This is a genomic window from Streptodolium elevatio, from assembly GCF_040649515.1.
In the GTDB taxonomy this organism is placed as follows: domain Bacteria; phylum Actinomycetota; class Actinomycetes; order Streptomycetales; family Streptomycetaceae; genus Yinghuangia; species Yinghuangia elevatio.
This window is the reverse complement of record NZ_JBEZFP010000020.1, coordinates 78,114-89,485: the sequence shown is the minus strand read 5'-3', so window position 1 is coordinate 89,485 and position 11,372 is coordinate 78,114. Positions and strand designations below refer to the sequence as shown.

Annotated in this window: 11 protein-coding genes; 7 read left to right on the top strand and 4 right to left on the bottom strand. The window is 70.1% G+C overall.

Translation table 11 applies throughout. The features are described 5' to 3' along the window. On the top strand, positions 1–1,439 hold a 1,439-nt coding region (locus tag AB0C36_RS10855; RefSeq protein ID WP_358352299.1), incomplete at its 5' end, for a family 20 glycosylhydrolase. Between the two features lie 397 nt (positions 1,440–1,836). Here the strand turns inward: AB0C36_RS10855 and AB0C36_RS10850 are convergent. Continuing rightward, positions 1,837–2,682, bottom strand: coding sequence for a carboxypeptidase regulatory-like domain-containing protein (locus AB0C36_RS10850; RefSeq protein ID WP_358352297.1), 846 nt, complete (start codon positions 2,680–2,682; stop codon positions 1,837–1,839). Positions 2,683–3,206: 524 nt separating this feature from the next. Between AB0C36_RS10850 and AB0C36_RS10845 the strand changes: the two genes are divergently transcribed. Then, on the top strand, positions 3,207–3,617 hold the full coding sequence (locus tag AB0C36_RS10845) for a DEAD/DEAH box helicase family protein (protein ID WP_358352305.1): 411 nt from the start codon (positions 3,207–3,209) through the stop codon (positions 3,615–3,617). A 420-nt stretch (positions 3,618–4,037) separates the two neighbouring features. Here the strand turns inward: AB0C36_RS10845 and AB0C36_RS10840 are convergent, their stop codons facing one another. Further along, on the bottom strand, positions 4,038–4,982 hold the full coding sequence (locus tag AB0C36_RS10840) for an alpha/beta fold hydrolase (RefSeq protein WP_435839021.1): 945 nt from the start codon (positions 4,980–4,982) through the stop codon (positions 4,038–4,040). A gap of 108 nt (positions 4,983–5,090) precedes the next feature. Beyond that, entirely contained in the window at positions 5,091–6,260 is a 1,170-nt protein-coding gene (locus tag AB0C36_RS10835; protein ID WP_358352296.1) for an MFS transporter, read from the bottom strand. Positions 6,261–6,358: 98 nt separating this feature from the next. Here AB0C36_RS10835 and AB0C36_RS10830 point away from each other — a divergent pair, with 98 nt between their 5' ends. From AB0C36_RS10830 to AB0C36_RS10820, 3 genes are all read left to right on the top strand, one after another. Then, complete coding sequence (locus AB0C36_RS10830; protein ID WP_358352294.1) at positions 6,359–6,889, top strand: CGNR zinc finger domain-containing protein; 531 nt, start codon at positions 6,359–6,361, stop codon at positions 6,887–6,889. Between the two features lie 97 nt (positions 6,890–6,986). Further along, a complete protein-coding gene (locus tag AB0C36_RS43365) occupies positions 6,987–7,400 on the top strand; it encodes a DUF8453 domain-containing protein (RefSeq protein WP_494410244.1) in 414 nt (137 codons plus the stop codon). A 564-nt stretch (positions 7,401–7,964) separates the two neighbouring features. Further along, positions 7,965–8,261 (top strand): hypothetical protein, encoded by a 297-nt coding sequence (locus AB0C36_RS10820; protein ID WP_358352291.1) that lies wholly within the window; start codon positions 7,965–7,967, stop codon positions 8,259–8,261. Between the two features lie 1,025 nt (positions 8,262–9,286). Here AB0C36_RS10820 and AB0C36_RS10815 read toward each other — a convergent pair. After that, on the bottom strand, positions 9,287–9,856 hold the full coding sequence (locus tag AB0C36_RS10815) for a TIGR03086 family metal-binding protein (protein WP_358352289.1): 570 nt from the start codon (positions 9,854–9,856) through the stop codon (positions 9,287–9,289). Positions 9,857–10,570: 714 nt separating this feature from the next. On the opposite strand from AB0C36_RS10815, the gene AB0C36_RS10810 reads away from it, so the two are divergent. Continuing rightward, positions 10,571–10,960 (top strand): hypothetical protein, encoded by a 390-nt coding sequence (locus AB0C36_RS10810; RefSeq protein ID WP_358352287.1) that lies wholly within the window; start codon positions 10,571–10,573, stop codon positions 10,958–10,960. A gap of 93 nt (positions 10,961–11,053) precedes the next feature. Continuing rightward, a complete protein-coding gene (locus AB0C36_RS10805) occupies positions 11,054–11,320 on the top strand; it encodes an integrase core domain-containing protein (RefSeq protein ID WP_358352285.1) in 267 nt (88 codons plus the stop codon). Positions 11,321–11,372: the final 52 nt, after the last annotated feature.

The following is an 11,372-nucleotide window of genomic DNA, read 5'->3' as shown; positions in this document are numbered from 1 at the left end:
TGGCGCCGCACACGGACGCGGACACCGACGACGGCGAGGTCCGCACGGTCGTGTTGGAACTGAGCGCCCCGGAGGACCCCGCTCCCGTACGGTCCGGCATCGGCATCGTGCTGGGGTCCGGGGACGAGTCATACCTTCTACGCGTGGACGCCGCGGGCATCCACTGCCGGGCGCGTACCCCCGAAGGGGTCTTCCGGGCCGCTTCGGCGGCGGTTCAGATGATCGCGGACGGAAGCGAACTGCAGCACCAGGAGATCCACGACGCACCCGCCTACGCCTGGCGCGGCCTGATGGTCGATCCCGCCCGCCACTTCCTGACGCCGGAGGACCTGCGCCGCATCATCGATCTCGCGGCGCTGTACAAGCTGAATGTGCTGCACCTACACCTGACCGACAACGAGGGTTGGCGGTTGGAGGTCCCCGGGCTGCCCGAACTGACGGCGGGTGGGGGGCCGTTCTACACCACGGAGGAGTACCGCGCCCTCCAGGACTATGCCGCCGCACGGTACGTCACGGTGATCCCCGAGATCGACCTCCCGGGCCACTGCGGAGCCCTGCGTGCGGCCTTCCCCGACCTGCCCCCGGCCCCGATCCCGGACAAGACCGCCCGAACACTCGAAGCACTGGGCATGGCACAGCACTTCACGGCACCTCTGGACCTGGCGGATTCGCGCACCGCCGACCTCGTCAGCCGCATCTTCGCCCACGTGTGCGCGGCCACCGACGCGCCCTTCGTGCATATCGGCGCCGACGAAGCCGCGGGCATGACCCACGACTCGTATGCGGGCGCCGTCCGCTTCCTGCGCGAGACCGTCCGAGCCGCGGGCAAGGAGCCGATCGGATGGCAGGAACACTCCCGCGCCGGCATCGCCCCCGGGGACCTGGCGCAGTTCTGGGTGGACCCGTCGATGACGGGCCCGGCCACGCTGGAAGCGTCCGGCGTGCCGGCCGACTTCGCCGCGGCGGTCAGCGCCTTCTTCGCGCCGACGGCCGACGACCTGGCACGCATTGTGGCAGGCCGCGGGAAGGTGCTGCTCTCGCCGCAATCGCACCTGTACCTGGACCGCCCCCACGACGCCGCCCTGGTGGCACCGCACCAAGCGGAAGCGGCGGCACGGCTGGGCATGCCCGTGTACGAGCCGCGCGGCATCCGCCAATTGGCCGCCTGGGACCCGACGGGCCACCAGGTGCCGACAGAACAGATCGCGGGCATCGAGGCGGCCGTCTGGGCCGAGAGCATCACCTGCTTCGACGACCTCACCCTGCTCCTTCTCCCCCGGCTGCCCGCGGTCGCCGAGGTGGCCTGGTCCGGCACGCCGAGCGATTGGGACGAATACCGCGAACGCCTCGGGCGCCACGCCCGCTTGTGGACGCAGCGGGGACTGACGTACGCGGCCTCGACCGAAGTGGACTGGGAGCCTACGGAGCCGACGACCTGAGGGATGGGTTGCCCCGGCCCTGAACTCGGCACGGTCCGCGCCGAGTTCAGGGCCGAGACGACCAGCACGCCAACCGTCGCCGCAACGCCGGAGCGCATGCGTCCCCACACGCCGAGCGGGTCGACCGGCTCGTCCAGTGGCCCTGTCCCTCACCCGACTGTCCAACAGCGCCCGCCCGCCCACAGCATGGCCCGCGTCACCCAGCGGATCTCCCGCGGTCCCACCCCGGCCCCCACGAGCAAACCGCGTCCGACGGCGGCGGCTACCCGCCGGGGCAGAGGATGGCTTCCGCAGCCTTTCGCGCGAACGACGGTCCTGGTGGTCGCCCGCACGCCGGCGAGACCTGCGCGGCGGCGGGTGCGGAGCAAACTGATCGGAACGTGCCGCCGCCCGGCCGTCAGAACTTCAGTTCGAGCTCGATCCGGTAGTGGTCGAGTTCGTTCTCGAAGACTGCGGTCACCTCGGCTGCGAAGGGCTTGCCGCTGTTCCGCAGCTGGACTTTCAGCGGCTGCCTGCGGCCGTCGGCCGCGTAGACGGCGGTGATCCGGTACCGGCCGACCGGGACGTCGCGGACCTCCCAGCCGTTGCCGGTCTGCTCCGGCTCGGTGGTGACCGGCTTGCCGGCGGAACCGTCCACCAGCGGTCCGACCGGAGTCAACATCAGCCGCACATTGGCCGAGTCGGCGTAGCTGTCGTCGACCGGGTTGGTCGCGCCCAGGTAGTAGGTGACCGAGCCTCCGTAATACATGTCCGGCATGTCATCGCGCTTGCCGGTGAGCTTCCAGGTGAAGTCGCGGACCGCGCCCTGGTTGCCGGCGAATGCCGCATCGTCGTCGGGCGCCAGCGGGAAGGTGGCCTTCTCCCCCTCGTACGAGGTCTTGAACGACGCGGTGACCCGGTAGGTGGCCGCGATCGGCGGCAGCTCGGCGCGGTATTCGCCGTGGGCGTCGGTGGCCAGGACCAGGTTGCTGTCGTAGAGGAGCTGGTTGTCCACGACGATCTCGGCGTTGGCGATCGGCTTGCCGTCGGTGCCGACCACGCGGCCCTTCACGACACCCGGCTCGACCTTGGCGTCGCCGGGCTTCTTCGGTTGGTCCGACGAGCCGCCGGACGCGTCGCCCGCCGACGTGCCTGCGGCACCGTCCTTGTCGTCGCCGGTCAGGACGCAGGCACCGAGCGAGCCGCCGAGCACGGTCACGGCGACCGCCGCGACGAGGACACGCCAAATGGTACTGCCGCGCATAAGTCATCCCCCCTGGATGCAAAACCGTGGGACGGCGCCCGGTTGGTCTCCCCCCACCCGGACGGCACGGCCCTATGTATTCGTTCCACAGTATGCCCAGGCTCAACAGCGATCACCCCCAAAGAGGTCGCGACTGTGTCCCAAGCTGTCGACAACAACCGGCTCATCGAATGGAGGTCGCGGCTGGCCAGGGCCACAACGTTCAGGGCTGCGGCAGGAATGCCAGCCCGGGCCGTCGCAGGCCTCGTCGAGGAGATCCACGACCACAACCACGGACTGGACAATCACCGGATCGTGCCCCCGGCTGGCCGGAGCACGACACGGCGGGCCGCGCCGCGAAGCCGCAGGCAGACGCGGCAGGACGACGCAGACACGCACCCGGGTAGCAAACTCAAAAAGACACCGGGGGAACCCGACAACCGAATTCATGAACTCGCCGGACATCCCGGAATGAGGAACCAGAAAAGGAGAAGAAGGGAAATGGCGTTAAAGCCGCGGGATCACCAGAAAGAAGCCGTCGAGCGATTGTCCGGGAACTCGACATCCCACCCGGGCAACACATCCCCGCGGGCGGCCTGCGCGCCCAAGTCCACTCCGCATGCGGCACCGGCAAGACCCTCACCGCCGCCACCGCCGCCCGGCGTATGGTCCCCCAAGGCCGCGGCCTGGTCGTCGTCCCCACCCTCGACCTCCTCACCCAGACCGTCCGCGCATGGCAACAGGTCGGCCACGTAGGGCCCTCCGTAGCCGTCTGCCCCCTCCAGGACGACCCCGAACTGGACGCCATGGACGTCCGCTGCACCACCATCCCGGTGCAGCTGTCGCTGTGGCATGAGACGGGGCCGGTGACGATCTACGCCACGTACGCCTCGCTGGGCGCCGCGCGCCAGAACGGGCGGGGTCTTCGCCGAAGAACCCGCCCAGCAGAGGGCTGACACGATGACTACATATAGCGCTCACTCGTTTTCTGTCGGGGAGTCCGAGTCGAACACCTGCCACCGACACGCCTCACTCCTCCGAGTGACCACAAGCCCCAACACAGCAGAGGCCCGGCGTAGGGCACAACTTCGAGCAGCCGGACAGACGCGGGGCACGGCGGGGCGTGGTTGAGGCCGCCGGGGACGGCGTACACGAGGAGTTCTCCGCAGACCTGGCTGTCCCACCAGCCGCAGGCGCGGTGGACGCCAGAGACGGAGCGATGGGCGGGGCCGGACATAGGGAGCGGACGCCGCCGGGCCATGCGAACGCACGACGGCCCCCGTCCCGGCCAGAGCCAGGACGGGGGCCGTATGTCGCGCGTGGCGCGGAGCGCTTGGCGGCGTGCGGTCCGGCGCGCTAGGCGGGGCGTCCCACGGTCACGGCAGCTTACGCCCCAAGAAGTCGCGTATCAGCGCGGCGATTTCGGTCCCGTGGGTGGCGAGCGCGAAGTGGCCCGCGTCGAGGAGGTGGATCTCCGCGTCGGGGAGGTCGCGGGCGAAGGCACGGGCCCCGTCCGGTCCGAAGATCTCGTCGTTTTCACCCCATGCGACCAGCGTCGGCGGCCGGTGGGTACGGAAGTACTCCTGGAAGGCCGGGTAGCCGTCCAGGTTGAACTGGTAGCCCCAGAACAGCTGGAGCTGGATCTCCTTGTTGCCGGGACGGTCCAGGTACGCCTGGTCCAGCACCCATGCGTCGGGGCTCACGAGGCCGAGCCGGCCGGCGGGCACGCCGTGGGTGTGCTGCCAGCGCGTGGCCTCCGCGGTCAACAGCTCGCGGACCGCCGGTTCGTGCGCGGCGCGGTCCTTGGCGTGGGCGAACAGTACGTCCCAGAACGGCGTGAAGCCTTCGAGATACGCGTTGCCGCTCTGGCTGATGAGCGCGGTGACGCGCTCGGGGTGCGCGGACGCGATGCGCAGCCCAATGGGGGCGCCGTAGTCCTGGATGTAGAGCGCGAAGCGGTCGAGCCCGAGGCGGTCCAGGAGCGCGAGTGTCACCTCGGTCAACTTGTCGAAGCTGTAGTCGAATTCGTCGGTGGACGGCATCGCCGACTGGCCGAACCCGATGTGATCGGGCGCCACGAGGTGGTAGGTGTCTCCGAGTTCCGCCATCAGGTCACGGAACATGGCGGAGCTGGTGGGGAATCCGTGCAGCAGCACGATGGTCGGGTTCGCCGGGTCGCCGGCCTCGCGGTAGAAGACGCGCAGCCCGTCGATCTCGGCGGTGCGGTGCAGGACTGCGTCGGGCGCGATGGGGGATGCACCGACGGTGGTCGACGCGGTGGTGGACGCGGTCGTGGACACGGTGTTCACGGTGGTGGTCATGGTGGTTTCTCCTGTCAGGGATGACTACTTGGGGATCGGTCGGCCGATTCGGGTGGCTGATTGCCGGGGCCGATACCGCGGCTGGTTTGCCGGACCGGCAGTGTGGGGTCAGTGCCCGGCGCGCGCCGGGCTCGGTCGTACGGCCGTCGCGGGGGCCGCGATGAGCGCGGCGGCGAGCAGGCTCAGACCGACGCCGAGCGCGAAGTAGGCCCGGTAGTCGCCGGTGAGCGCATGCCCCGCGGCGGCGACGGCGAGGCCGAGGCCCGCGGCGGCCTGGTGGATCAGCCATGCGGGAGCCAGCGACCGGCCAAGGCGTGCCGGGTCGAGACCGCGCGTGACGACGGCCATGGTCAGCGGGACGACGGTGAAGGACGAGACGCCGAACAGCAATGCGGCCACGACGAGTAGGGCGGCATCCGAGGCCGCGGCCGCGAGGACGAGGGACACCGCCCGTATCAAGTGCAGGCGTACGAGGAGCTGTTCGGGCGTGCGGTGGGCCAGGAGGCGGGGAACGGTGGCCGACGAGACGGCTGCCGCCGCCGCGGCGACCACCACGAGGCGTCCCGCGTCGGCGCGGTCCCAGCCCAGTTCCGCGGCGTGCTTGGGGAGCAGCAGGACCATCGCGTAGAGCGTCGCGGAATGCAGCCCGAACGCCGCGAGTACGCGTGCCCGGCCGAGCAAAGGCTGTGCGGTGCCCGGGCGTTCGGGACGTACATCAGGCGGCATGACCGCGGCGAGCGCGAGGGTGGCGGCGAACCCCGCCGCGCCGACGATCGCGTACGTCCCGCGCAGGCCGACCGCATCGAACAGCACGGTGGCCGCCCACGGGACGATGAGTTGGCCGAGGTTGATGCCGACCGCCGCGCGGGCCAGGGCCGGCGCGGCGCGTTCTCCGCGGTCCCGGGCGATGAGCGTGCTGACCGCGAGGCTTGAGGCGCCTGCGAAGCCGAGGCCGCCGAGCAGAACGTACGCCGCGACGAACTGCCATGTCTCGCGCGCCGCTCCGAGCGCCAGGTAGCTGCCGGACAGCAGAGCCAGTGCGGCCACGATGACGCGCTTGGCGCCGACGCGGTCGAGGAGTGCCCCGACCAGCGGCTGGACGAGGCCGGTCAGGACGGTCGAGACGGCGGCCGTGATGGCGAGGGTCGACGTTCCGATGCCGTACTCGGCGGCGACGGGGGCGAAGAACACTCCCGCGGAGAAGTTGAGGCCGAAGGACACGGTCATGGCCGTGAGCCCGGCGGCCGTGCTTCCGATGTGTTGCGGCTTCCCGGCCATCGTGACCCCTTCTGCGATCTAACGCCTTATTTCGAGATCAGACATTAGATGCCGTTCTTCTAACCTGTCAACGTGCTTTAGAGAGTTAGAGTGAGTGCATGGACAAGCGACCGTTGACGGGGGAGCCCGTCGCACTGGATCTGGTCAACACCCGCTGGCCCGAGCACGGCGTTCTGCGAGACCACCTCGCCGAGCCGGGGCACGTGGGCGGCTGGCTCGCGGAGCACGGCCTCGCCGCGGCTCCGACGGCGGAGGAAGCGGGCGGCTCCGAGGCCGTCGGCGCGGCCCTGATTGTCGTGCGCGAAGCGATCCGCGCCGCGCTGGAGCAGGCCGACTTCGGCCCGGTGAGCGCCGTACTCGACCGGGGGCGCCTGCGCCTCGGCATCGATCGGGACGGCCCCGTCGAACACGTCGAAGTCGACGAGCCCGCGTGGTACGCCGCGTGGCAGATCGCCCGTGCGTACACCGAGCTGGTGCGCACCGCGGATCCCGCACGGATCCGGCGGTGCGCGAACCCCGAATGCACACTGTGGTTCCACGACGTTTCCAGGAACGGGCGCAGGCGCTGGTGCTCGATGACCGGCTGCGGCAACCGCGCCAAGGCCCGCGCCCACTACGCACGCCGGTGAACGGGCGACGGAAGTCCCCGCCACATAACGGATCTACGCGCTGTGAACGGATAGCCGGCAGCCTCGACGGCGCCAAGACCCCGCGGGGGTAGGGCCGGTGGGCACGCGACGAGCGCGCGGAGGTGCACCAGGTGCCGGGGACGTGCGGGGGTTGGGTCACGTGGGCGACAAGGACCGTCTTGAGCCTGCGGCACTTCGGTCGGCGGGCGGGAACAGACGGAGCCCGCGGACGCCGCCGGGGGCGATCCCGGGCCGGGCGCGGCGAACGCGGATACGGGGAAAGGGAGTCCGGGGCAGCGGCCCCGGGACCTGGGCACATCGCACGAGCCGAACTGGCCGGAAGCACGCTGTGGTCTTGGTGATCGAGAACATCGGGCCCACTGTGGCCCGCAACGTTCGAATCAACGCATCTCCGCCACTGGTCGACGGTGACGAAGCCCTCGTCGACACCAACACGATCACCGCCGACCGCACTGCCCCCGCAGCCAAGCCCGCCCACGCCACAGCCTGACCCACCCTCAGGTGGCCCCGGCTCGGCCGCCATTCGCTGCGGGCTGAGGGCCCAGGTTCAGATGGCAGTGCGGCCGCATAGCGGATGTGCGCAGATCGTGGTGACTCCGTGCGCGGAATGCGAATACCACCCTGCCGGGGTGCGTGAGCCTTCCCAGTGTCCGTCCCGCGGGAAGCGGCCGCGGTCGACGCGGCCCAGGCGACAACGGTGTGATTTTCGATCGTCACGGAGGCAGCCTCCTATGCGGCTGACTGACCTCGTCATCCGGGAGCTGCACGAACTGGCCGAGTTCGCCGAGGTGTGCGCTCTGTTCGACCGGGTCTGGAAACCTGAACCGGGCGAAGCACCAGTGATAGTCGAGCAGTTGCACGCGTTGGCGCATACCGGGAACTACGTCGTCGGCGCGTACCACGACGGAGCTCTGATTGGGGCGTCGGTGGCCTTCCTGGGCATGCCGATCGGACCGCGTACTCATGAACCGGCGCCTGACCGGCACCGAGGCCACGGCCACCGCACTCGGCGCCTACATGGTGGACAGCAGGTCCACCCCACCGAGAGGGCTGGATGAGCAAGTCGTCACAAGACCCCAAGACTCAGGCGAAACTCACGAGGCAGGCGGAGGCTGCTGGACTGACCGATTTCCAAGGAGCGCGGCCAGAGGCCGGGACGAGGTTCAAAGGCCACGAGTTCGTGGCCACCAGCGGCCTCACCGACGCGCAGGCCCTCGACGCTGTGAACAAGCTGAACGCGGCCGGGTTTTCCTACGGCGAGGTCGGCCCGGTACCAGGGCCCTACCTGGGCGGTGAAGCAGGCGGCGTTTGGGTGCCGGTGCCAGAGAGGGACCTGGAAAAGTCGAAGTAGCGGTGAACGCACGTGGTGCCGGGCCGCAGCGAGCCTTCGCACAGGCAGCCGCCGGCGTCATGTACCAGCGGCAGCGTCGACCACACGGCTCGGCTGCTCCCGCGGCAGGCCTACCGCGAGGAACCACTCGCCGTGGGCGGTAACTGCCGCCCGCTCGCATCACCGGACACCGCGGCGACGCACCGCAGTTCACCAACGTGACGGCGGCGATCTGTGGACCGCGCGACGGGCAGGCCACGCACGCGGCCGGACGTCCGATCAGTTTTGCCCAAGCACGTAGTTTGCGAGCCTCGGCAGCGCCCTCGGACCGCCAGGCCCGCGCGGCTGGCGAGCAGGTCCGAGCGGGCGGGAGCAACTGCAGCATGCGCAGCGGCACACCGTGAGGCGAACCAGCCGTATGTCATCGTCGGCACCGAACCGGCGTGCTGACGCTGGTGGTTGAGAACCTCGGACCGACGGCGGCGCGAAGCGCGTCGCCACCGCTGGAGCCGAGTTGGGGCGTCGATCTCCCGCAGAACCTGCAGGACGCACTCGCGGGACCATTCCGAGGCTTCCGTCCAGGCTACGCTTGACGTTTGCTTACGACACCGAAAGCGCCTCGATAGCGCCCTCCCCCTTGTGTACGACTTCGTCGTCCCCGCGCCTGACTAGCGGCGCTGTCGGCGCGTACGACACCGCACAGGAGCCGAGGTGTGGCGCCGTCCGACCGCCTGCTGGGTCGAGACGCCTGCTGCGGTCGGCCACAGCCACGTCATCGTCACGAGTGACGGCCCCCGGCCGCCGCGCGGCGCGAAAACGGGGGTCCCGTTCCGGGATGTCACAGGTACCACGATCTGCGCATATCCCCGCTTCGCGGCCCGGGACGACTGCCACCTGGCCCCGGACCGTCGGTCCCAACGCCGCGAGTGGCGCCGTAAACGGAAACCGGTCTCGATTCGGCGGTAGCAGCACAGGAGGGGTGGAACGCGCGGCGTCCCACCCCTGTGACTGTGCGAGCCGATCCGTAGGGTTGCGGCGGTCGGAGGCTATGCCCAGGCGGGGTCACGGCCGGTCAAGCCGAGGATGCGGTCCAGGGTGGGTGCGTCGGCCGGTACCGCGACCTCCGGGCCGTACATGCCCATCTGCCGTCCCTGCTCCACACCGGCGGACACGGTGTCGTGGAGGTGCGCCAGCAGGTCGGCGGGCAGCTCCAGTTGCTGCCCGGTCGCGACAGCCAGGTCCCAACCGTGCACGACCAGCTCGCCGACGATCATCTCGCCCAGAACGGGCGCGGGCAGCGGGTGCGGCGTGCCCATGGTCGTCTCACCCTCCCAGGCGCTCGGCGGCGCCCACGACGCGGTGATGTCGTCCAGCAGGGCGAGCAGGCTGCGGCGCCAGTCGTCGGCCGTGAGGTCCACGTCGGACTCGGTGCCGGCGGGCTGCGGGACGGACTCCTTGCGGCCGCCACCGGCGAGCGACGGGCCCCAGAACAACAGGTGGTTGACCAGTCCCCGCACGTCGTACTCCGCGCACGGAGTCTTGTTGGCGAGTTGGTCATCGGTGATGCCGCGGGCGACTGCGGCCATGGCCTCGGCAGCGTTGGACAGATATGACATGCCGCGACGCTAGGCGGCCCCGATCGGAGGGGTATTGAACAAACGCGACACACACCTGTGCCGTGTGAAGGGCGAGGTTTCCTGGGATGCGCAGCGTAATCCGCGATCAGCCGCAGAGGCGGCTGGGTGCGGTGCCGGTGTGGTTGCCGTCGTCGGGCACGGCTACCGCCCCACGGTGCCGTGGTGCTGGTGGATGTCGGGGACGCCGTCGCGTGCTCTCACGGGACGTTAGCCAATCCCCCGCACCGCGCCCCTGATTGCGCCCGGTCGGCCGGGCGCCCGGGCGGACGCCCACCGGCGCCCCTTGCAGCCGCTGTCGGCCGGCGGATCCTGTCCTGGTCGAAAGCGTAGCTACCAGGTTTGAGCTGGGGTTTCGTCGGCACTGATGATCGTCGGCTGTGGCTGTTCCGATGCTGTACCGGCTCGCCGTCCAAGTGTTCTCGTGGATGGTTCTGCTCGCGCGGTCGTCCGCGTCGAAGGACGCGGAGATACTCGCGCTGCGCCACGAGGTCGCGGTTTTGCGCCGCGCGAGTCCGAAGCCGCGGTTGTCGTGGCCGGACCGCGCGCTGCTGTCCGCGGTGGCCCGGGCTGCCCAAGGCGCTACGCGCCCACCGGATCGTCGCCCCGGGGACGCTGCTGCGGTGGCACCGCCGACTGGTCGCCGCCCGTTGGCGACAGCCCCGCCCACCAGGCCGACCGCCCATCCCCGACGATGTGTTCGCGCCGATCGTCCGGTTCGCGGCGGAGAACCGGACCTGGGGCGTGGTCCGCGTCCAGGGCGAACTGCGGCGCCTGAGCCACCGGGCCGCCGCGTCCACCATCCGCAGGATTCTGCGTGCCCGGCGCATCCCGCCGCCCGGCCGCCGCGGCGACGCGTGGCGGAGGTTCCTGCGGGCGCAGGCCAGCTCACTGCTCGCGATCGACTTCTTTCACGTCGACACGGTGACGTTGAAGCGGCTGTACGCGGCCTTCGTCATCGAACCGGCCACTCGGCGGGTGCAACTGCTCGGGTCACGGCATACCCGACCGGGGCGTGGGCCGTGCAGGTCGCCCGCGCGCTCGCCACCGACCTCGAGGACGCCGGCCACCGGTTCGCCTGTCTGATTCGTGACCGGGACGCGAAGTTCACCGCCGCGTTCGACGAGGTGTTCGCCTCGATAGGCATCAATGTCCTACCCATCGCGCCGCAGCCTGTGCATGAACGCATTCGCGGAACGCTGGATCGCCTCCGTCCGCCGCGAGTGCACCGACCGGCTCCTCATCACCGGCGAACACCACGTGCGCACGGTCCTCGATGCGTACATCAAGCACTACAACACCAGCCGCAGCCACCAAGGCGCCGGACTCCACCTACGCGCCCCGCACGACGACCCGAACATACTCGCGTTCCCTACACCGCCCACCCGGATATGCCGTCGCCAAGTCCTCGGAGGGCTCCTCAACGAGTACCAGCCAGCCGCATGAAGCCGCAGGTCAAACCCGGTGGCCGAGTATTCGACCAAGACAGGCCTACCGT

Coding starts and splice junctions, on each gene's coding strand:
- AB0C36_RS10850 (WP_358352297.1), bottom strand. CDS start 2,682: ATGCGCGGCAGTACCATTTGGCGTGTCCTCGTCGCGGCGGTCGCCGTG.
- AB0C36_RS10840 (WP_435839021.1), bottom strand. CDS start 4,982: ATGACCACCACCGTGAACACCGTGTCCACGACCGCGTCCACCACCGCG.
- AB0C36_RS10835 (WP_358352296.1), bottom strand. CDS start 6,260: ATGGCCGGGAAGCCGCAACACATCGGAAGCACGGCCGCCGGGCTCACG.
- AB0C36_RS10830 (WP_358352294.1), top strand. CDS start 6,359: ATGGACAAGCGACCGTTGACGGGGGAGCCCGTCGCACTGGATCTGGTC.
- AB0C36_RS10820 (WP_358352291.1), top strand. CDS start 7,965: ATGAGCAAGTCGTCACAAGACCCCAAGACTCAGGCGAAACTCACGAGG.
- AB0C36_RS10815 (WP_358352289.1), bottom strand. CDS start 9,856: ATGTCATATCTGTCCAACGCTGCCGAGGCCATGGCCGCAGTCGCCCGC.
- AB0C36_RS10805 (WP_358352285.1), top strand. CDS start 11,054: ATGAACGCATTCGCGGAACGCTGGATCGCCTCCGTCCGCCGCGAGTGC.